23 protein-coding genes are annotated in these 21,719 nt (G+C 48.8%); 8 read left to right on the top strand and 15 right to left on the bottom strand.

Features of this window, described 5'->3' with window-relative positions; all coding sequences use genetic code 11:
* The first annotated feature begins 108 nt into the window (after positions 1-108).
* Positions 109-555 (top strand): DUF4362 domain-containing protein, encoded by a 447-nt coding sequence (locus tag KJS63_RS11810; protein WP_213619312.1) that lies wholly within the window; start codon positions 109-111, stop codon positions 553-555.
* 92 nt (positions 556-647) lie between these two features.
* Here KJS63_RS11810 and KJS63_RS11815 read toward each other — a convergent pair whose 3' ends face one another.
* Complete coding sequence (locus KJS63_RS11815; protein ID WP_068622598.1) at positions 648-1,016, bottom strand: DUF423 domain-containing protein; 369 nt, start codon at positions 1,014-1,016, stop codon at positions 648-650.
* Between the two features lie 364 nt (positions 1,017-1,380).
* Here KJS63_RS11815 and KJS63_RS11820 point away from each other — a divergent pair, with 364 nt between their 5' ends.
* A complete protein-coding gene (locus KJS63_RS11820) occupies positions 1,381-2,271 on the top strand; it encodes a TIGR01777 family oxidoreductase (RefSeq protein WP_213619313.1) in 891 nt (296 codons plus the stop codon).
* Positions 2,272-2,464: 193 nt separating this feature from the next.
* Here the strand turns inward: KJS63_RS11820 and KJS63_RS11825 are convergent, their stop codons facing one another.
* From KJS63_RS11825 to KJS63_RS11880, 12 genes are all read right to left on the bottom strand, one after another.
* Complete coding sequence (locus tag KJS63_RS11825) at positions 2,465-3,571, bottom strand: YncE family protein (protein WP_213619314.1); 1,107 nt, start codon at positions 3,569-3,571, stop codon at positions 2,465-2,467.
* Between the two features lie 297 nt (positions 3,572-3,868).
* On the bottom strand, positions 3,869-4,975 hold the full coding sequence (locus KJS63_RS11830; protein WP_213619315.1) for a YncE family protein: 1,107 nt from the start codon (positions 4,973-4,975) through the stop codon (positions 3,869-3,871).
* 82 nt (positions 4,976-5,057) lie between these two features.
* Positions 5,058-5,933, bottom strand: a complete 876-nt coding sequence (locus KJS63_RS11835) for a hypothetical protein (RefSeq protein ID WP_213619316.1) — start codon at positions 5,931-5,933, stop codon at positions 5,058-5,060.
* Between the two features lie 309 nt (positions 5,934-6,242).
* Positions 6,243-6,683 carry a DUF2269 family protein gene (locus KJS63_RS11840; RefSeq protein ID WP_213619317.1) on the bottom strand — a complete coding sequence of 147 codons (441 nt, stop codon included), beginning with the start codon at positions 6,681-6,683 and terminating at the stop codon, positions 6,243-6,245.
* A gap of 6 nt (positions 6,684-6,689) precedes the next feature.
* Positions 6,690-7,037 carry an ASCH domain-containing protein gene (locus tag KJS63_RS11845; protein WP_213619318.1) on the bottom strand — a complete coding sequence of 116 codons (348 nt, stop codon included), beginning with the start codon at positions 7,035-7,037 and terminating at the stop codon, positions 6,690-6,692.
* A gap of 117 nt (positions 7,038-7,154) precedes the next feature.
* On the bottom strand, positions 7,155-7,889 hold the full coding sequence (locus tag KJS63_RS11850) for a Bax inhibitor-1/YccA family protein (RefSeq protein WP_068621162.1): 735 nt from the start codon (positions 7,887-7,889) through the stop codon (positions 7,155-7,157).
* A gap of 232 nt (positions 7,890-8,121) precedes the next feature.
* Positions 8,122-8,280 carry a FeoB-associated Cys-rich membrane protein gene (locus KJS63_RS11855; protein WP_068621164.1) on the bottom strand — a complete coding sequence of 53 codons (159 nt, stop codon included), beginning with the start codon at positions 8,278-8,280 and terminating at the stop codon, positions 8,122-8,124.
* A 21-nt stretch (positions 8,281-8,301) separates the two neighbouring features.
* On the bottom strand, positions 8,302-10,311 hold the full coding sequence (feoB, locus tag KJS63_RS11860) for a ferrous iron transport protein B (RefSeq protein ID WP_213619319.1): 2,010 nt from the start codon (positions 10,309-10,311) through the stop codon (positions 8,302-8,304).
* Positions 10,308-10,535, bottom strand: a complete 228-nt coding sequence (locus KJS63_RS11865) for a FeoA family protein (protein ID WP_068621168.1) — start codon at positions 10,533-10,535, stop codon at positions 10,308-10,310. Before KJS63_RS11865 ends, feoB begins: the two co-directional genes overlap by 4 nt.
* A 175-nt stretch (positions 10,536-10,710) precedes the next feature.
* Complete coding sequence (locus KJS63_RS11870; protein WP_244862579.1) at positions 10,711-11,808, bottom strand: NADH:flavin oxidoreductase; 1,098 nt, start codon at positions 11,806-11,808, stop codon at positions 10,711-10,713.
* 127 nt (positions 11,809-11,935) lie between these two features.
* On the bottom strand, positions 11,936-12,841 hold the full coding sequence (locus tag KJS63_RS11875) for an HD domain-containing phosphohydrolase (RefSeq protein ID WP_213619321.1): 906 nt from the start codon (positions 12,839-12,841) through the stop codon (positions 11,936-11,938).
* A 98-nt stretch (positions 12,842-12,939) separates the two neighbouring features.
* Positions 12,940-13,611, bottom strand: coding sequence for a hypothetical protein (locus KJS63_RS11880; protein WP_213619322.1), 672 nt, complete (start codon positions 13,609-13,611; stop codon positions 12,940-12,942).
* A gap of 235 nt (positions 13,612-13,846) precedes the next feature.
* Between KJS63_RS11880 and KJS63_RS11885 the strand changes: the two genes are divergently transcribed.
* The 3 genes from KJS63_RS11885 to KJS63_RS11895 all read left to right on the top strand — a co-directional run bounded on the left by KJS63_RS11885 (position 13,847) and on the right by KJS63_RS11895 (position 16,488).
* Positions 13,847-14,194, top strand: coding sequence for a winged helix-turn-helix transcriptional regulator (locus KJS63_RS11885; RefSeq protein WP_213619323.1), 348 nt, complete (start codon positions 13,847-13,849; stop codon positions 14,192-14,194).
* A 215-nt stretch (positions 14,195-14,409) separates the two neighbouring features.
* Positions 14,410-15,123, top strand: a complete 714-nt coding sequence (locus tag KJS63_RS11890) for an SDR family oxidoreductase (RefSeq protein ID WP_213619324.1) — start codon at positions 14,410-14,412, stop codon at positions 15,121-15,123.
* A 168-nt stretch (positions 15,124-15,291) separates the two neighbouring features.
* The gene (locus tag KJS63_RS11895; protein WP_244862580.1) at positions 15,292-16,488 is read left to right on the top strand and encodes an NAD(P)/FAD-dependent oxidoreductase; all 1,197 of its coding nucleotides are present in this window, start codon (positions 15,292-15,294) and stop codon (positions 16,486-16,488) included.
* Between the two features lie 182 nt (positions 16,489-16,670).
* Here KJS63_RS11895 and KJS63_RS11900 read toward each other — a convergent pair whose 3' ends face one another.
* Positions 16,671-16,952, bottom strand: a complete 282-nt coding sequence (locus KJS63_RS11900) for a hypothetical protein (RefSeq protein WP_213619325.1) — start codon at positions 16,950-16,952, stop codon at positions 16,671-16,673.
* 101 nt (positions 16,953-17,053) lie between these two features.
* On the bottom strand, positions 17,054-17,680 hold the full coding sequence (locus KJS63_RS11905) for a TetR/AcrR family transcriptional regulator (RefSeq protein WP_213619326.1): 627 nt from the start codon (positions 17,678-17,680) through the stop codon (positions 17,054-17,056).
* A gap of 175 nt (positions 17,681-17,855) precedes the next feature.
* Between KJS63_RS11905 and KJS63_RS11910 the strand changes: the two genes are divergently transcribed.
* The 3 genes from KJS63_RS11910 to KJS63_RS11920 all read left to right on the top strand — a co-directional run bounded on the left by KJS63_RS11910 (position 17,856) and on the right by KJS63_RS11920 (position 21,378).
* A complete protein-coding gene (locus KJS63_RS11910) occupies positions 17,856-19,049 on the top strand; it encodes an MFS transporter (RefSeq protein ID WP_213619327.1) in 1,194 nt (397 codons plus the stop codon).
* A 230-nt stretch (positions 19,050-19,279) separates the two neighbouring features.
* A complete protein-coding gene (locus KJS63_RS11915) occupies positions 19,280-19,708 on the top strand; it encodes a MarR family winged helix-turn-helix transcriptional regulator (protein ID WP_244862581.1) in 429 nt (142 codons plus the stop codon).
* Positions 19,709-19,731: 23 nt separating this feature from the next.
* Positions 19,732-21,378 carry a DHA2 family efflux MFS transporter permease subunit gene (locus KJS63_RS11920; protein ID WP_213619328.1) on the top strand — a complete coding sequence of 549 codons (1,647 nt, stop codon included), beginning with the start codon at positions 19,732-19,734 and terminating at the stop codon, positions 21,376-21,378.
* The last annotated feature ends 341 nt before the right edge of the window (positions 21,379-21,719 follow it).

Genomic DNA, 21,719 nt, shown 5'->3' on the forward strand with positions numbered 1-21,719 from the left:
AAAGTCTGCACGCGCAATAGAAAGTTCCCCTAATCGCTGAAACCTTTTTGTTTAAGGAACGTCCGTGAAGAATAAGGATAATTTTGTATGTTGTGAGGGGGGAGAGCGATGAACAAAATCATTATTCTGTTAGTCTCACTATCCTTGCTCGCAGGGGTATTCGGCTGCTCTAATAACAGTCAATCATATTCTTTCCAGGAAGCAATTGATAAAGGCGATGTTGTTTATCTAAACAAAATCTATAACCTTGATAAATTTGAGCGTTTTATAACTAATCTTAGGAGCAAGAAAGCAGATACGATCCGAATAACGGGTTATACCGATGAAGGTGACCCGATATATAAGGATTTGAGGTTTGACGGCAAGACCATTAACTACACCTATGATAATTCAAATGATAAATTTGGTGGGACCGACAAAGGCATCCGGATGGATACATGCTCTAATGTGTCGAGTGAGGAGAACACTAACGGTGAAATAGACTATAAAATTAGTGGGTGTACAAAAAATGATTCGGAAATGAGCTACTTTCTTTTACGTATGTACAAAGAATGAGTGGGCGTCGTTACTTCAAATCCCTCCGAATGAAAAAAGACCATCCGAAATTACCGCAATTGGATGGTCTTTATAGTGCAATTGTACATCGGCTATCCCTGGATTGCCGTGGCGACTAGAATCGCCCATCCCGCCAGGAAAGCAAGCCCACCAAGCGGCGTAATCGCGCCCAGCTTCCGGATACCTGACAAACTTAATGCATATAAGCTGCCCGAGAACAGAATAATTCCCGCGAACAGGAACCATCCGGCCAGAAGCACCTTGGACGAATCCCCGGTCTGGCCCGCAAGCAGTCCAAGCAGCACTAATCCTATCCCATGAATCAAATGGTACTGAATCCCGGTCTGATATACCTTCATTTGGTCTTCAGCCAGCTTCTCCTTCAGTGCATGGGCTCCGAAAGCCCCCAGGGCAACGCCTAGAAACATCATAATTCCACCAAGCATCAGCAGCGTATTCATGTCCATCACCACCTCCAAGACAGATATTACCCGGTGCAGGGGCAGCCGTCAATTTGGATGGACCAGCTCGGGTGGCCCTCCGGAGTTCAACTTCCTTCCATGAACTTTACGAAGTGGCTAAGCGCTCCTATAACGGTCAATGGCAACAGCTTCTGGGACTGGACCCCATTAATGCTGTATAGAACAATTGATGAACCGGAACTTAAAGTCAAGGAATGGCTGATACCTGGATTTAATAGTTAATAGAACTAGAAACGTGCCATTAGGCGGCCCTTCTTTTCCTTTTAAGCGAAATCAGTTTGTAACATTATGGTAGAATGTGCTTAGAAATCAATCCATTACATCACTAGGACGGAGTGGGTGTATGAGCAGAAAGATGGTCATTGCAGGCGGGACCGGCTTCATCGGCCAATACCTCAACCAAAGGTTCCACGAGCTTGGATATGAGATACAAATGATCTCCAGACAACCGGGACACATCCCTTGGGAAGATAGAGCGGGAATTCTTGCTGCCTTGGAAGACTCGGAGCTGCTGATTAACCTGGCCGGCAAATCCGTCAACTGCCGCTACACCCGTAAGAACAGGGAAGCTATCCTGAATTCCAGGACAGAAACGACTGAAATTCTGGGCAGAGCTCTATCGTCCTGTTCCAATCCACCTCCGCTGTGGATCAACTCCAGTACAGCAACCATCTATAGACATGCGGAGGACCGTCCCATGACGGAGGAGAGTGGAGAGATCGGCACAGGCTTCTCCGTTGAGGTCGCAAAAGCCTGGGAGACTGCCTTTTTCTCTTTCAAGATTCCGAAGACCAGACAAGCCGCACTACGAATCGCAATCGTCCTTGGCAAACACGGGGGCGTAATGACGCCTTACCAGAACCTGGTCCGCTTTGGACTCGGCGGTGTGCAGGGCCCCGGCAGCCAGAAATTCAGCTGGATTCATGTAGAGGATTTGTTCCGAATCATTGTTTTTCTAAAAGAAAGAGAGGATCTTTCGGGGGTCTTCAACTGCTCATCCCCGGGTCCGGTAACCAACCGGGAGCTCATGGCCGAACTTCGCACAGCCATGAACCGCAGCTTTGGGCTTCCAGCAGCCAAGTGGATGCTGGAGATCGGCGCTCTGGCTCTAGGCACCGAGACAGAACTCATTCTAAAGAGCCGATGGGTAATCCCAGAACGGCTTATCCGTGAGGGCTTCACATTTAAGTTCAGCAGCTTGGAGAGCGCTCTTGGAGATATTTTGCAAAGGTAGTCAACCAACAAAGCAAAAAAGCGGCTAACCCCTACCACAAATGGGGTTTAGCCACCATCAACCACAGCATGATCAACGATTGACTTATCTAGAGAAACAAAGTTACATGTTCACCAATGCATCAAGCTCCCAATTCAACTTCCTATTTATAAATTTCACAGAGTGGCTGTTGTCCGGATTCAAATGATACAGGTTACCGCTTTATAATCTGTAAAGACGATACGAACGAGCCCTCGTCAAATGGAATAGTCTTGATTAATTTGCGAGTAGAAAGATCAAACATAGATAACGAAATGCCCCAATTGTTAATCGCAAAGAGATAATGATCTACAATAGCTAATTCCGTAGGAGCAAGGGTGTCGATTTTACCCATAATCTTCCTCTGTTTTGTATCATACACCGTAATATGGTCACCTGCTCTGTCATCATAAGCATCCTTATCACTATGAGCAATATATGCGTATCCTTTTTCATCCAGTACGATATCCCGAACACCAGGGTCAACAGATACATCCTTGACTAGTTTTCCTTTTAAATCATAGATGGATAACGTGCTTTCTTTGAAATTTTCAGCATATAAAGGCATATTAACAATATATATATAAGATCCATCGGTTGCCATTCCCTTGGGGGCATAGTCAAATGAGGTTAGGATCTTTTGAACGCCGGAAGTACGATCAATTTGCAAAATATAATTATCTGGAACATCCGTAAACCCTAAGTCACGAGCCTTTACAACAGCCGCATAGATCGATTGATCTGTTAATGTGTATTTATCCAATGCCCCCTTGATCCCTATTTCACCGATTTCCTTATCTTCGTTCGTATCAAAAACTTTAACCGGCAAGCCTCCATCTACAATCCCATTACCTCTCCCGAACATTAACAGAACATATGCTTTGTTATGCACAGTATCAGGTATGATCAATTGAGGGCCCTTTTTATCAAGGCTGATTTCCTTTAATTTCTTCCCTTCTTTATATACGACAAGACGACGGTCAGAAGCTCCACCTACTTTATCATATAAAGAACCATATATTTTATTTCCCGATGTTAAAGCTACCGTATCGAGATTCCCCTTACCTTCTTTGCTCCACATTTGTACAGGTGACGTTTCTACATTGTTTTTCTGAATTTGTGTAACTTGAACGAGCCCCAGTCGGCCGTTGATACTCATGTAAATATCGTAAACAGGGTCGGGGTCTAGTACAGGGCCTTGGTCTGGGTCTTTCGAAGCACAGGCAGTAGTGGTGAGCACACTGAGCAATAAAATTGTGATTACTTTGGCAAAATTCTTCACAGAACTCCTCCTTAAAAGGCTAGGGACACATATGGATATGCATTTCCTCTGGATTTACCAGATTCAAACTAACTTATAAACTAGAACAAAAATTCAACCCCACTAGTTTGCCGAGCGCACAAAAAAGCGGCTAACCCCTACCACAAATGGGGTTTAGCCACCATTAACCACAGCATGATCAACAATTGACTTATCTAGAGAAACAAAAAATTTGTTTATTAATGTATCAAGTTCAAGTTTCAACTTCCTATCTTAAATTTCGCAGGGTGGCTGTTGTCAAGATTCAAGTGGTACAGGTTACCGTTTTATAATCTCAAAAGACGATACGAACGAGCCCTCGTCAAATGGGATAGTCTTGATTAATTTGCGAGTCGAAAGATCAAACATAGATAACGAAATGCCCCAATTGTTAATAGCAAAAAGATAATGATCTACAATAGCTAATTCCGTAGGAGCAAGGGTGCTGATTTTGTCTATAATCTTCCCCTGTTTTGTATCATACACCGTGATATGGTCACCCGCCCTGTCATCATAAGCATCCTTATCGCTATGAGCAATATAAGCGTACCCTTTTTTGTCCAGCACGATATCCCGGACACCAGGATCAACAGATACATCCTTGACTAGTTTTCCTTTTAAATCATAAATGGATAACTTGCTTTTTTTGAAAGGTATAACATCTACAGGCATATTAACAATATAAATATAAGATCTATCGGTTGCCATTCCCTTTGGACTATAATCAAATGAGGTTAAGATCTTCTGGGCACCGGACACACGATCAATTTGCAAAATATATTCGTCGGGAACATCCGTAAACCCTAAGTCGCGAGCCTTTACAACAGTCGCGTAGATCGATTGATCCGTGAATGCGAAATTGAGCAATGCCCCCTTGATCCCTAATTCACCGATTTCCTTATCCTCGTTCGTATCAATAATTTTAACCGGCAAGCCTCCGTTTACAATCCCATTACCTCTTCCGAACATCAACAGAACATATGCTTTGTTATGTACAGTATCAGGTATGATCAATCGAGGGCCCTTTTTATCAAGGCTGATCTCCTTTAATTTCTTTCCTTCTTTATATACGACAAGACGATGGTCGGAATCTCCACCTACTTTATCATACAAAGAACCATATATTTTATTTCCCGATGTTAAAGCCACCGTATTAAGATTCCCCTTACCTTCTTTACTCCACATTTGTACAGGTGACGTTTCTACATTGTTTTTCTGAATTTGAGTAACTTGAACGAGACCCAGTCGGCCATTGATATTCATGTAAATATCGTAAACAGGATGGGGATTTAGCACGAAGCCAGGGTCTGGGTCTTTCGAATCACAGGCAGTAACGATGAGAGTAATAAGCAGTACAATTGCGATTACTTTAGCAGGATTCTTCACTGGGCTCCTCCTTCAAAAGCGAGGAACACATGCGGACATGTGTTCCTCTATGCTGTGTACATAAATATTTTCTATGGGTATATTAGGTAGAATAATTGTACAGGTGAGTTTTTGAAGAAGCAAAAAGATCATCCGGCGTTACCCAATAACCCCCATTCTCATCCAACTCAATTCCCATTGCACTATATCCATACCAAGGTATCTTTGAGCAATACCAAGAATCAGGATCCCCCTTACCGGCATACCAATAATAAGTCTCACCTAATGAAGCATCTGCCCTAACTTTGTTAAATGCTGCCGCTTCTGTCGAACTGGAGGCGTCTGTTTTCAACCCCCACACCTCATCATGTCGACGCCATTCACTAACAGCCTCCCATTTAACACCCTGATTGGGTTGTGCAGTGTAAATAGAAACATCCACAGAAGAACCGTCGTACATTCCTCCATGATTGATGTCTCCTTGGATGCTTGTTCCCGGATCGTTTTGGAGCACAATGTCTCCCTTAATTAATCCATTAGTTGTAAAACTATTCGTACCATCACCAGATCCACCGCTACCAAAACTCAATCCGCCGTTTCCATCCGTTTTCACGCCTTCATTTGAATTTAAACCTAATTTTTTATTGTATGCGTTGATACGATTTTGATAAGCTTTGAGTTCTTTTTCAAACTGTTTAGACGCTTTGAATGCAGCTTCTTTTTGCGCTGCATCAAGACCAGTCTCATTAACCGTTACACTTCCGTCTTCTTGGATATTAAAGTGAGAGACTATTGTTGGATCAAGAGAAGCTGCAAACGATAAAAATTTATCCTGACCAGTCTCATTTCGGGATTTCAGGATACTCTGCAGTTTATTAGATTTGTTCAATCTGTTTTCGACAGGGGCCGCAACTGCTAGGGACGTAGATAGAAGACACATTGAAATTAGACTAGCTACGGCTACTACATACTTTTTCATTAACATTCTCCTTATTATCATATTTTCAACACTACTAAATCATAAATGTAATTTTAGGAAAATAAGTAAAATATATCACAAATATACTATTTCGATTAATTGGAACTATATTGTTGTAGTAACGCATAATTCACCTGTATTTTTGGCAGAAACTACATGACTAATTTGAAAAATACTAATGATTTGAATGCGTTAGGATACGAAGCTATAAAGATGCCAACTTGGACTCTTCAAAGCCTTTCCCTATAACACTAGAACAAAAATTCAACCCCACTAGTTGGCCGAGCGCACAAAAAAAGCGGCTAACCCCTACCACAAATGGGGTTTAGCCACCATTAACCACAGCATGATCAACAACAAGGCGAGATAGATCCATACCGAACGGGTCAGCCTGCGCACCAGGTCCGCTTTATCTGAAGCAGGATCGGCGAACTTCCGCAGCTTCGGCGAGAATGCGCGGGCCAGGAACACAATGGAGCTGGCCATAATCAGCACCGTGGCCACAATCCACGAGGTATTCCAGGAGTAACCTGCCGCATAGGCCACAAAAATCCCGGACACCACCAGCACATGGCCCATATGCTTAACCAGACGGATGGCCGACTTGAAGGTTATCAGATAAGCATTAAGCTCTACGGGTTGTGCGGTCCTTATCCGCCGGACCAGGAAGATGAGAACAAAGAACGGCCCGATAGATGCTATCGCGCTTAGAATATGAATATATAACAGGAATTTATATAAAAGAATCACACTGGGCTACTCCTGAACCGGACTGAACTCATGCACCCATACCCGCATCTGCGGGAGCCAAGGCATCCCCGGATGATAAGACAGAATTGAATTTTTATATTCCTCCACATTGGGGAATCCTTCTTGAACAGCATGCTCGTCCGTCAGCTCGCCCAGTGTTTGAGAATATACCTTATTCACAACAAACCTCTGTCCTTGAAGTGTCATAATCTCACCCACATCGGCATAACGGCCGTTGCGGCGGGTCGCGGTTTTCCGTCCGGCAAGCACCTTGTCAATATCAGACAGGTTGGTGATCAAGCGTTCAATGGTGCAGGTTTTAGCGGGAAGTTCGTTATGATTCTTATCCTCCATCTACATAACCTCCTTGAAAATTAATTCATACCCCAATGTAACACATAATGGAAGCTCCCGCATACAAGAATAAGGCCATCCCGTGAAGGATGACCTTAAATTTAGTGTAATTATGCTTTAGTCGCGGCTGAAGATTTTCGAAAGAAGACGAAGCATTTCCACATACAGCCATACGAGTGTCACCATCAGACCAAAAGCGCCGTACCACTCCATGTACTTGGGAGCACCCTGCTCCGCGCCTGTCTCAATAAAATCGAAATCCAGCACAAGATTCAGGGCCGCAATAATTACAATGACAATGGAAATCCCGATTCCCACCAGTGAATTATCATGCAGATACGGTACGGTTATGCCAAACATGCCTAGGATGAAGCTGATCAGATATACCAGGAATACTCCGCCCGTTGCAGCTACGACACCCAACTTGAAGTTCTCAGTTGCCTTAATCAACTTGGTCTTATAGGCCACCAGCAGCGCTACGAACACACCCATGGTAAGCAGTGCGGCCTGCATCGTAATGCCATTGAATCTCGTCTCATACATAGCAGACAACGCGCCTAGGAACATGCCTTCAGCCAGAGCATAAATCGGCACGAGATAAGGAGCCGCTTTAGGCACAAAGCTGACAACCAGCCCTAATACTACGGCAACAAGTGCTCCGCCAACCGCGTAAGGAATAACTTCCTGCCCTTTAAAATACATGGACCAGGTTGCAAAGGCAGCTCCGAGCAGAATGACCAGGGTGATGAACGTCTTGTTCACCGTGCCGTCAATCGTCATCTGATGCTGATCGGAATAATGCCTTTCAAATACTTTGTCATTTAATGTGGGATTACCGCTGCGTCCTACCAACAAAGATCACCTCTTAGTTAATTTGTCTCAATTCTACCATAACCCAAGCCCTAATCCCAGGATATTCCTAAACCTCGTCAGACATGCTTCATATGCTTCAGCTTTTGCGGGGATATGAAGGCGATCTCGTAGAAGGAGCCCCAGCTTCTTAGCAAAATGAAAGCCGGCTGCACTCCGCAGCCGGTTTATCTTTATTAATCCGTATCACGGTTCCAATCACCCGAACCGCTTCTTATTTAGACATAGAAGCCACATCGCTGCAGGCCGACTCACAAGACTTGGCCAATGAGCAGCTCGCACACTTCCCCTTCTTGGTCTTACGGATATATGAGGTCAGTGTCCAGCCCGCATATCCGAAGATCGCGACACCAATAACAATACTGGCGATCATATTACCACTCCTTAACACGGTTTAATGATAACCGAGGGCTCTTCCTATCAACACGATGGCATAAGATATAACATAAGCGACGACAAGTGCGTACAGAACGGAGAACCACGTCCAGCGGGCGGACATCGTCTCTTTGCGTATAACCCCCACCGTAGCCAGACAAGGAACATAGAGCAGAATGAAAGCCATGAAGGAATAGGCCTGCAGGGGAGTAAAATGACCGGCCAGAAGCCCCTGCAGTGCGGCTGTATCCGGAGCCGCATAAATAATATTCATGGTCGAGACAACAACTTCCTTGGCAAGAAACCCCGTGATCAGGGCCGCGCCTGCCTGCCAGGTGCCGAAGCCGAGCGGAGTCAGCACCTGGCCGATCAGCCCGCCAATCTTGGCCAGAAAGCTCTGGTCCATCGGCACATTCCAGCCGTGCGGTCCCATATAGCTGAGCAGCCAGATCAGCACCGAGCCGCCGAAGATAAAGGTTCCCGCCTTGCGCACGAACCCTTTGCCTTTCTCCCAGGTACTTCGGGACAGGGTCTTCCACTGCGGAATCCGGTAGGGCGGGAGCTCGACAACAAACATCGACTCCTGCTGCTTCAAGATGGTTGATGAGAACAGCTTCGCCAGAACCAGAGCAAGCACAACACCCAGCACATACAGAGACAGTACAACCAGAGCCTGGTTGGACTTAAAGAAGATTCCCACAAACAGGCTGTATACCGACAGTCTTGCAGAGCACGACATAAGCGGAGTCAGGATGATCGTAAGCAGCCTCTCCTTCGGCTGTTCAATCGTTCTGGCCGCCATGATCCCGGGCACATTGCAGCCGAAGCCAATAATCATGGGAATAAAGGTCTTCCCGTTCAGGCCAACCAACTCCATCAGGCGGTCCATTACAGAAGCAATTCGTGCCATATACCCCGAATCCTCAATAAACGAGATGATCATGAACAAAATGAAGATTTGTGGAACAAAAACCAACACACCGCCCACACCTGCGAAGATTCCGTCGAAAATAAGCGCCTTGATGAAGTCCTGTGCCCCAATGCTGTCCAGCAGCCAGGTTGTCCCATCCCGCAGCGGGCCGTTAATGAAGGCATCCAGGAGGTCGGACAGCGGGCTGCCAATCCACTCAAACGTCAGCTTGAATGTAAGGTACATAAAGAGCAGGAAGATCGGTATGCCCAGATACTTATCCGTCACAATCCGGTCGATGCGTTCCGAGAAGGTCAGGTGACCCTCCTTCGTATGACGTACACAATGGGCAAGCAAACCTTGAATATGCTCAGCCCGCTGCTTGCGCATGTACTGGGACAGGGTTCTGACCCCGAACTCGCTGCGCACAGCTTCTTCCGCCGTCTCATACAACCGCCGGAGCCAAGCTGAGTCCATCTTGGATTCCAGTGAGGTTCGGACCACAGAATTGCCTTCAAAAAACTGAACGGCCATCCACCTTGGGGAAGCCGTTCCTTGCGGCAACTGTCCGACCAGCTCGGCCACCGCCTTCTCTAGGGTGTCTCCATACCAAATGGAATAAGGCTCTAGAGCGGTACCCGGCACATGATCCGTAATCGCCTCCAGCACTTGGTCAGAGCCTTTGCCGCTCCGGGCGACAACGGGAACGACCTGAACACCCAGCAGCTCCGACAGACGCTGCGTGTCGATGACCAGTCCGTTCTGCTTCGCCACATCCATCATATTCAGGGCAAGCAGTAGCGGCTTACCGTATTCCAGAAGCTGCACGGTCAGATTCAAATTCCGCTCAAGCTGGGAAGCATCAACCACATTCAGAATAGAGTCGAAGGGCTCGCTCATCAGAAACCTGGAAGCCACCTCTTCATCGTGAGACAGAGGGTTCAGCGAATAGAGACCCGGCAGATCTATCAGACTGCCCTTGCCAGCCTTAAGGGTGCCCACCTTCTTCTCTACGGTCACACCCGCCCAGTTGCCGACATACTCGTAGGAGCCGGTTAGCGTGTTAAATAAAGAGCTTTTGCCGGTATTTGGATTACCAGCGAGAACCGTAACCGTCATACTGCTTCCACTAAAATCTGCAGGGCCTCACAGCGGCGGATCGAAATCCACTGATTGCCCGCTTCCAGCGTAATCGGCCCACCAAAAGGCAGCCGTTTTTTTATAGATACCAAGGTACCCTCCATAATGCCCAGATCGTTCAGGCGTCTGCACACAAGCTGATTGTTGCAGGCCATATCCACGATACGTACAGGCAAGCTCAATTCAATTTCTGTTAACTTCATTGGATTCACCTCAGGTAATGATAACTATTATCAATGCATAAATTATATGATAATCATTCTCATAATACAATGCATTATATATGGAGTTATTGTTACAAAAAGGCCCTGCCCTAATGGGCAGAGCCTTCTCTGGTTATCGCTGAGATCATTGTAATGCCAACATGCAATTTTGCCGTTAAGCCAAGGTACGCAGAGCTTCCACGTTAAAAGGCACCAGGTCCTGAACCCGGTCATCGCGCACCTTCTGAGCCCAGGCAGGATCCACAAGCAGGGCCCGGCCGACGGCCACAAGATCAAACTCTCCTTGCTCAAGCCGCTTCAGAAGGCTCTCAAGGTTAGTATTCTCTGCTCCTTTGCCTTCCGTGAAGGAGCTCATGAAGTCGCTGTCGAGCCCTACAGAGCCAACCGTGATCGTTGGTTTGCCTGTCAGTTTTTTCGTCCAACCAGCCAGATTCAAGTCGGAGCCTTCGAACTCAGGCTCCCAGAACCGTCTAGTGGAGCAGTGGAACACATCCACACCGGCTTCCACCAGCGGGGCCAGGAATTGACCCAGCAGCTCAGGTGTCTCAGCCAACTTGGCCGTATACACGGAGGATTTCCATTGAGAGTACCGGAATACGATAGGGAAGTCAGGTCCAACCGCACGGCGGCAGGCCTCAATGACCTCTACTGCAAACCGCGTACGGCCAATCATCTCACCGCCGTACTTGTCTGTCCGCTTGTTCGTTCTCTCCCAAAAGAACTGGTCAATCAGGTAGCCATGGGCGCCGTGAATTTCCACCCCGTCAAAGCCAATTCTCTTGGCATCGGCTGCTGCCTGAGCGTAAGCGTCGATGACCTGGGAGATCTCCTCCTCCGTCATCGGCTCCACAACCTTCTCCCCGAAGATATTAATGCCGGAAGGTCCAATCGGCAGGGCCTCCGGGTTAGGGGAGTCACCAATCTTGCGGTCGGTTCCCACATGCCAGATCTGCGGAATAATTTTGCCCCCTGCTGTATGTACAGCCTCTACAACCTTCTTCCATCCGTTCAGGGCATCCTCGCCGTGGAACCTTGGCACATTAGGGTCGCCGGTTGCGGCAGGATGATTAATTACCGTTCCTTCCGTAATGATAAGTCCCACGCTGTTCTCAGCACGGCGCCGGTAATATTCCGCCACATCTTCGCCAGGTACGCCTCCGGGGGAGAATGAGCGGGTCATCGGGGCCATAACGATCCGGTTATCCAGATCCAAGTTTTCCCCGCGGAAAGGGGTGAATAATGGGTTAGACATTTTGATTCCCTCCATTCAAGAAAGTGATAGGCTTATATTTTCTACACGTAGAGTATTAGCTGTTTCTGCACCATATATTATATCGGTGTTTTCCGAAATGTAAATACGGAATTCTCCCCACTTAAACTTAAATACGGCCTTCTTCTCTTAAGACTTCCTCAAAAGCATCTACAACCGCTTCATCATAATGGGTTCCCGACAGACGCCGGATTTCACTCATAGCCGTCTGTACGTCTGAAGCTTTGCGATACGCCCGGTCCTCGGTCATCGCATCGAACGTGTCGCTCACCGCGATAATACGCGCCTCCAGCAAAATCTCGCTGCCATGCAGCCCATGAGGATACCCGCTTCCATCCAGCCTCTCGTGGTGCTGCTCAATAATAGGCGCAATTTCCCCATAGTACGTCTCCTTGATCATCTCCGCCCCGTCGGCCGGATGTTTCTTGATCAGCTCGAACTCCTCGGAGGTTAACCTGCCGGGCTTGTTCAAGATCTCCTCGGGAATATGAATCTTGCCGATGTCATGCAGCACTGAAGCGATCGAAAGATTCTCCAGCTGCTCCTTGTTCAGCTTGAGCTTCTTGGCAATCTTCACTGCATACTCCGCCACCCGGTCACTGTGCATATAAGTGTAGCGGTCCTTTTTCTCCACCTCTTTGACTATGTTCATTAACTTGGAGATATCCTTGCTCAAATGTCTGAAGGTCGGTTCTGTGATGACCCATAAATAAGTGATGTCTGTGAGCGCGGTGAAATGAACCGGTTCCTTTAGACCTTTGGCCGTATAATAATCCTGCGGTCCTAGCTCGATCTTCTGGTCATCCAGCTCACAAACGAGGTGTCCTGACAGTATATAAAAGAATTCCATAACATTCGGGTTGTCACTGGGGTACACGTAGAACAGCCTGTCTTTTTCTATCGTCTGGAGAAGAACCTCAACCCCATCTCCCCGGGAAAGCAGCTTTATTTCATTTTTATCAAAATGCACTTCCTCCAGAAAAGATCCTCTCTTTCCGATTCTGAACCCGTCCATCACGATCCCCCTTATATAAGAAAAAACGAGCTCATCAACAGAACTCGTTTTTTCTCTAGATTATAACGATATTACGGGTCACAGGAAAGAGCTGGACCTTAATTTATTCCAACGACCCATACCGGGTCAATCCATACCTCGCGGTCCGCGAACTTGACCAGCTTCCAATATCGTTCGACTACAATCCCCTGCTCTGCGGCCTTATCGATCGCGTAAGAAGCCAGCTTGTAGGTCTCATCGTAGACATCGGTAATGATCTTGTTCAACTTCTCCGTATATCTTCTCGTTAATTCCTCATAACGGTCAGACCCCTGATTGAGCTTGCTCTCCAGAGCTCCGATGCGCTGGCTCACTGCGCTGCCATCCTTGTCGTCCGGCGTGATCAACTGTGCCGTCGCCTGATCAATCTCCTGCTCAAGACCATGGATCTCCTGATCCACCTTGGCTGTCGCTTCCTGAATCTGCACATCAATTTGTGCTGTACGCGCCGTATCATTCACGCCTGTAGCTGCGAAGGACGCCTGCTTCTGGCTCTCCAGACCAGCCACCTTGCTCTTCAGCTTCAGTTTGCGGACATCCTCCAAATACTTGGCCTTCAGCTTGTCCGCTGCAGCCACCCCGTCTTCAATCTTCTTCTCAATCTTGTTATTGGTCTTCTCGATCAGCTCATATATCTTGTCCAGCTTCTTATCCTGGCTATCTGCGAAAGCACTTGTGCCAAAAGAAAAGATCAGCGTCAATGAGAACAGCACCGACAAAGCCTTTTTCATATTCTAATTCCTCCATTTCAATATGTAGTATGAGACCATTTCCGTCCGAATCATTGGATAACTGGTTGTCCACTCTATAATACCAGTTTCACCCAGTGATGGATACAGCAAATCCTGACGTTTTTTGTCTAAACTACCAGATGAGTCTCCCGTCTTCTTGATTTGCCTCCCCCTAGTCTGAGGGGCTCAAGTTATGTTAAGTTTGAAGGAAATTAGTGAAGCCAGGAGGACACTTATGAATACCATAGAGCCGGAAAGCCTCAAGCTGACCAAAGGAACCCTTGGCGAACTGTGTCCGATAGCCAAGACACTCGACGTGATAGGAACCAAGTGGACCTTTCTGATCATCCGTGATCTGCTGCTAGATGACACCTTACGCTTCAGCCAGCTGCTGAGATCCCTGGAAGGGATTAGCCCGAAGACGCTTGCCCTGCGTCTCAGAGAGCTGGAGAACCAGGATATTGTAGCCAGAAAGGTCTACCCGGAGGTCCCCCCGCGTGTCGAGTATTCACTTACAGAGAAGGGACGGCGGCTTGAAGGGATCTTTATTGAATTGAAAAGGTTTGGTTTAAGCTTAGATTAACGGAGGAAGTCATCCACATTAGAAAGGCCGCTGCAGCCCACAAAGGGCTAAGCGGTCTTTTTCTATGGGCAGGGCCCGAAAGCCGGCTTCTCTTAACGGGCACATTAATAACTTTAAGGTAACTATATGAATAAAATATCACTACTTCCCAAATGGAATTAATGGCGGTAAGCTATCCCTCATCAAATACATTTATCTTCAAGGAGGATTCACTTATGCTGCAAAATCAGAAAATTGTCATTATTGGGGGAAGCTCAGGCATCGGGCTTGCCACAGCCAAGGAGGCTGCTGCCCTGGGGGCAGAGGTGGTCATCGCCAGCCGGTCCGAAGACAAGCTTCGGCAAGCTGTTCAGCAAATCGGGGAAGGAGCATCCGCGTACCCACTTGATACGACCCAGGAGACCCAGGTTCAAGCCTTCTTCGAGAAAATAGGAGCTCTGGATCATCTTGTCGTAACGGCAGCAGAGACCTCAGGGGGACCTTTTCTCAGCACGGATACCACCCAGGCCCGTCAATTGTTCGAAAATAAATTCTGGGGCCAATACTATGCGGCTAAATATGGCGCACCGCGAATATCCCCGAACGGCTCTCTTACCTTATTCTCCGGTGTCGTGGCCTACAAAACCATGGCAGGCTCCTCCATGCTCGGAGCCGTCAATGCCGCCGTCTCCAATCTGGCCCAGACTCTGGCACTCGAACTCGCTCCGATCCGTGTCAATGTCGTATCCCCCGGGATTATCGACACCCCTTCGCGGAGCAAAATGTCCGACGAAGCCCGCTCCCAGTTCTATGCTTCCCTTGCCCAGAAGCTTCCGGTTGGCCGTGTAGGCACAGCAGAAGATGTCGCCAAGAGTGTGCTGTATCTGATCCAGAACAGCTTTGTCACCGGCACGGTGCTGCACACCGAAGGCGGACATATTCTGATCTGACCCGGATCTGACCCGGATTTGACCTGGCCGGTCTCTGACTGACCCTAGTCTGTCTGTGATCTGACTCTAGATCCCACAAGTAAATGCTCCTTTCATCAGCTTGAATGTTTCCCAGGTCCCCGATCCGGGCACACTCTACAAATAGGCTGAACGTTTGGAGGCATTCATGTGGATTTACATCATGGCAGGCTGCTCTGGCAAGCAGCCGGGAATAGAGAAATCCCGCTTACCCCGGGTGTAATAGCCGATCACTACGATGTGGTCATCGTGGGCGGCGGGGTGTCCGGGGCTTTATGTGCCCACGCCTTGGCCGGAGAGGGGCTGCGGGCTGCCGTTATTGACAAGGGAACTGTAGGAAGTGGTAGTACTCTGGCCAGTATAGGGCAGCTTCAGTACTCAAGCGACATTATGCTGCATGAGCTGATTGCCCAGATCGGGCAGGATAGGGCAGTAAGCTTCTACAAGTCATGCCGGAATGCTATTGACGAGCTGGGTCATATCGCGGACAGCCTGGAGTTTTCCTGTGATTTCACCCGGAGGAACAGCCTTTACTACGCGAGTGAACAGGCTCATACAGACCGGTTGAAGAAAGAACTTGAGGCCCTGAACACCCATGGCTTCCAGGCTGAATGGTGGACCGAAGGCCGGCTCAAAGCGCATTATCCCTTCTTCAGACCCGCCGCTCTCATGACCCATCATGATGCTGAGGTCAACCCGCTGCGGCTCACCTTGGGAATCCTGAACAAACTTAGCCGCAAGGTAGACGTATTCGAACATGTTAACATGACCGGGCTTCGGGACATTCCTGATGGCCTTGAGGTGCAGACCTCAGCAGGGGAGTTTCGCACTAGCCATGTAATTCTGGCCACAGGCTACGCCAGCGCACCCTATTTGGACGAACCCCGGCTGCAGCGCACCCGGTCTTATGCCATAGCGACCGAACCTGTCGCCGATCTGTCGGCCTGGAAGGATCGGGTTCTGATCTGGGAGACCCGGCGGCCCTATCTGTACATGAGGACCACACCGGAGGGGCGCATTCTCGCCGGGGGACAGGATGAAGACAAGCCGGACACCCCTGACAGCCCGGCCCTAATTGCTAACCGGGCCAGGCATTTGCTGAAGGAGGTCCAGAAGCTGTTCCCTCAGCTGGATACCCGTATTGCCTTCGCGTGGGGGGCAGTGTTTGGCCAGTCGACTGACCACCTGCCTTTTATCGGGAGACACCCTTCCAGAGAAAGGCTGTATTACCTGCTGGGCTACGGGGGAAACGGCACAGTATACAGCATGGTTGGGGCTCAGGTGTTAAGGGATTTAATTGTTCAGCGTCCAAATCCCCTTGCGGAAATTGTGAGGTTGGATAGATGAACAAGATTATGGTTGTTCTAAAAACAAACAGGACCGGCTATGCAGGCCGGTCCTGTTGAGGTTAGCTTCACCGTTACTCTGGGATGCTTTTGTAACGGTATTCGCTAAGCAGCACCGACCAGCCCGCGAAAGATAGGTTCTGCGCAGGCTGGTTTTGGCGCTATTTTATCAACAAAAAATAATTAGTCCTTCCCTGGAACACCCGGCAGCTTGCGAAGCTTGGCAAGCCTGTTTCTCTCTTCGGCAAGCAGTTCCTCAGCCAGTTCCACCCCTTGACCTTCCGCCGGACGAACAGCCTGCTTCACAGCCTTCTCAGTATGCTCAAGGCTGTTCTCCGCCTGCTCAATCAGCTGCTCTGTCGGATGGCTAAGAGCGGACGATACGGCAAAATGCAGCTTGTTCACCGAATTTTGAGCCTGTGCCACATTGCTGGCCGACTGCAGACTGGAATCGTAATGTTTCATGATTACAGATCCTCCCCTTCATCAGATGCTCTTGTGCACATTTAGCATGGCCTAAGGTGTAAGCATCTTATGCATGGAGAGCCGTGCAAGCGTGGAAGCATCTACGGTTTATTGACATATTCCGCCGCTGAGATAATGCCTTTTCCCCCCAGCAGCCGGTCTATAATCCCCTCAAGTGCGTTAAGCTTCCTCCCTAACTCTTCTTCGGTCCATCCAAAGATACTCCGGTCGAACCAGAAGGACAGACCCACCAGCAGGAACTCGGCCGCTTCTTTCGGGTCCTCCAGCTGAAAGACCCCTTCCTCTACCCCCTGCCGCACAATCTCCGTAATAAAAGGGGTAAACGAGGTAATCTTGGCCACCAGCCATTTCTGGTGCAGCACCGTGTTGCTCTCATCATGCAGATAGTCCAATATGGCCTGATCTGACTTCGGGGCCGGGAACCCCTCAAGCAATACTTTTCTGAGTTTAGATACAGCACTCAGTTCTGAATCCCCGGCCACATTCCGGACAAATTCCAGCCGCCCGGCAAGAGACCGCTCGTGCGCGGCAGCCGCAATCTCATCTTTGGATCTGAAATAATAGTAAAAGGTGCCCTGCGCCACCCCAACCTTCTTCACAATATCACTTACTGCGGTATTCTCGTATCCTTTGGTACTGAACAGCTCCATTGCCGCATCAAGAATCTCGTTTCGCCGCTCTTGAGGGTCCTTTGCAATCCTTGGCATCCCCAATCCTCCTTCTTAAAAAAGCTCAGCCAACAGCCGACACTCATTCATGTGATTTCTTAGTTAATCTTAAATATAATAGTTGACTGATAGTCAGTCAAAGTATTAAGATAACTTCAAAACTGACTGACAGTCAGTCAGTTTAAAAATGCAAAAGAATGGAGTGTGTTTCTGGATGAATCCCCGTTTCTCCCTGATTTTACTAGGCTTTTGTGCAGCCGTGGTTTCACTGGCCCAGAATCTTTACGTGCCTCTTCTTCCCCAGCTGCAAGAAGATCTGCACACCACGTTCTACCTGGTGAATCTGACCGTCTCCCTGTTCACGATTGCACTTGCTGTTATGCAGGTCGTTCTGGGACCTCTAATCGATCTTAAGGGCCGCAAACCGATCCTCCTGCCCGGCATGGCTTTATACGCTGTGGCTTCCATCGGCTGCGTATTCGCCACCTCCGTAACCGTCCTGCTGATTTTCCGCATACTACAGGGCATTGGGGCTGCTGCAGTTCCGCTCGTAGCCGCCACGATGATTGGAGACATGTATGAAGGCAAGGAACGGGCCAAGAACATGGCAACCTACCAAATGATTCTGGGCATTGCCCCTGCCGTCGGTCCGCTTATTGGCGGATTCATCGGCAGTCAGGCCGGTTACCCTGGTGCCTTCCTGTTCCTGTCTGTCAGCGCGAGTCTAATGTTCATCCTGGCAGCCACAGTCCTCCCTGAGACGAAGATCAGCCAGTCTGGAGCTTCCAGAAAAAACTTCACCCTGAAGAGCATGACCTCCATTTTCTCCAACAAGACTGGAGCAGCCGTACTGCTTGTAGGATTTGTCTTGTATTATATGTTTTATAACTTTATTGTCTTTCTTCCTGACCTGCTCACACACCGATACCACCTGGATGCCCGTGAGATCGGGTGGGTCTTCCTGATGCTGATGTCGTTCAGCTTCGTCGGCAGCAAGTTTAGCGGGAAATTGCAGGCTCGCATGGGGACTGTACCCAGCCTGATTCTCACCTGTCTGCTCGCTCTGGCCAGCCTTGCCTCATTTATTCTTCTCGCCGAAAATTCCCTGTTCGGACTGCTGGCAGCTCTGGCGGCAGTGGGCTTCACGGCAGGTCTGACCATGTCGGTCCCTCCTACACTGCTAACCGAGGAATTCGTGGAGGGCCGGGCTACGGCTATTGGCCTCTATAACTTCATCCGGTATCTGGGGATGGCAGCGGCCCCTCTCGTGGGGAGCCTGCTGTATGAGACTGGAGGAACAGTCCTGATGTTCGGATGTACCGCTCTGCTTATGGGACTCACTACTTTGTCCGCACATAGGCTGCTCAGATCAGCCGCCACGGGTCATGCCAAACTGAAGAGAGCTTAAATTTACCCCGGGACCAAGCCCTCAGCGACTCGTTGAAGGTTTGGTCCTGTTTGGATTCAAGCTCACGAAAATGCATAATTTGGAATAAAATCTCTCCAAAATGCTTGACGAATTGAAATCAGAGTGGTAAATTTTTAAACAGTTTATTAATTTATAACTAAATTATTATGTTGTGAAGCAATACGCTGACCAGAGAGGAGAAAGCAAAGCGCAATCGGAGGGTTAATATTTTGCAGAATGATAATACAGTCCTATTTGAAGTCACATCCATGTTCCGGAGTCTGCTCAAGAGCATCTCACAGGAATGGAACAAGCGCGGCAGCGCCCTTAGCCTGCCACAGTTCAAGGTCCTGTATGTGCTGAGCAAAGACGGGCCGCAGATGGTATCACAAGTAGCACACGCTTTGTCCATTACGTCAGCCGCCGTGATCGGTCTGACCGACAAGCTTCTGGCGGAGGGTTATGTCAGGAAGGAACGCGCGGAGAAGGACCGGCGGGTTGTCTATATTTCCAACACAGCGAAGGGAGCCGAAGCTGTTCAGGAAATTCAGAAGGACCAAAGCGAAGCTATTACGTCCGTCTTCAAGATGCTGCCCGAGGAAGATGTTCAACATCTCCGCCGGATCTTCGGGACCATGCTTGCCCAATTAGAAAAATAAATTAGAGGTGGAAAGAAAACCGTATGGAGCATTTATCTAACAAACGAAAAATATCGATTATGATTGCGATTATGGCCGCCATGTTCTTTGCCGCAATCAACCAGACGATCACGAGTACGGCCATGCCACGGATCATCGCCATCCTGCAAGGGATGGACTATTATACTTGGACGATCAACATTTACCTGCTGACGTCCACCATTGCTGCTGTTCTTGTCGGCAAGCTGTCCGATATTTTCGGACGTAAGCCGTTCTTGTTAATTGGTATTTTATTATTTATGGTTGGCGCGTTTATGACGGGGACCTCCTCGGATGTATTTCAATTCATCATCTACCGCGGGATTCAAGGGATCGGCGCCGGGATTATCCAATCAACCGCCTTTACAGCGGTAGGGGACCTCTTCCCTCCGCGTGAGCGCGGGAAATGGATGGGCTTCATGACAGCGATCTTCGGCTTCTCCAGTGTGCTTGGGCCAACACTCGGCGGTTATCTGGTCGATAACCTCGACTGGCACTGGCTGTTCTGGATCTTCCTGCCGCTTGGCATTGTAGCATTCATTATGATTATCATGCTGTTCCCTAAGGTCGAACGCAGACCTTCCGAGGGAATCGACTATCTCGGCTCACTGTTTATCACAACAACAATTGTACCTTTGCTGCTCGCGTTCACCTGGGCTGGTACTAAATATGCCTGGGGCTCGCAGGAGATTCTCGGACTGCTCGGCGCCTCCGTGGTGTCGGCTGCCATATTTATTTTCACGGAAGCAAAAGTCAAGAACCCAATTCTCCCGCTGCATCTTTTCAAAAACAGTGTAGTGACGATCTCCAACATCATCGGTTTTATCATGAACTTCGGTCTCATGGGCGCGATGATCTATATTTCCTTCTTCGTTCAAGGCGTGCTGGGTATTACTCCAACGCTTGCGGGTTATGTGACCATGCCGATGTCCATCGTAATGGTTGTGACAAGTGCTATCGCCGGTCAGCTGATTGCCAAGAAAGGCAAATACAAGCGGTATGCCTTGATCGGAGTTCCAATCATGATCATTGGGATGACAATCATGGTGTTCATGGACAACGTGTGGACCGCCGTTCTCAGTATGGGCGTGTTCGGAATGGGGCTGGGCCTCGGGATGCCGGTATTCTCTCTGGCTACCCAGAACGCCGTCCCTCACAAAGAGCTTGGTGTGGTGACGGCCTCCACCCAGCTGTTCCGTAACCTCGGCGGTACCATCGGGATCGCAGTTATGGGAACGGTAATGTCCAACAATCTGACCAAGAACCTGAAGTCCGCCCTGACATCGGGGGATGCACCGGACTTCACTAAGGTGGACCCTGCTATAGCGAAGCAGATGCTTAAGTTCGCTAATCCGCAGGAGCTAATGAACAAGCCTGAGTTGGATAAAGCGATAGCTGCAATGCCAGCGAACGCTAAGCCGGTATTCCTTCAGATGATCGACGGCATCCGCGATGCGCTGGGAACCACGCTGTCGACCGTGTTCCTGACTGGTACACTGGTCCTTGTGCTGGCGTTCATTCTGGTGTTCTTCCTGAAGGAGCTGCCGCTGCGCACCACGAACCAAGGTGCTGGTGCAGCTGGTCCGCAGAAAGACGGCAATGCCGGTAGTGCGGAGTCTAAGCCTCACGCCCTGTCGGCAGAACAGGCGTAATACTTTCGGTTTGAAACACAAAAAGACACCGTTCGTTTGAACGGTGTCTTTTTGTGTTGCGATCAGCAGCATGATGAGCTGTGGATTTAACCTCAGGGTCTATCTCTTGAACTGCAGGCGGAACTCCCGGACACTTCACTCGAATAAGCCCCGCTGCCTCTCCAGAGAATCCGCTCTTATCCTCAATGTCTACCCGCTCCTTACATTCCTCGGGGTTTGCTAATCTTGCTTATCCACTTGGGAATGGTTATAATTTCCATAAACGAGAACTTAGGAGGACTATTTATGCCAAGAGATAAAATCCCCCGTTAAGCCCGTGGCCCGCCATACTGGGTGCACCA

It is taken from the genome of Paenibacillus sp. J22TS3 (genome assembly GCF_018403205.1).
Taxonomy (GTDB): Bacteria; Bacillota; Bacilli; order Paenibacillales; family Paenibacillaceae; genus Fontibacillus; species Fontibacillus tuaregi.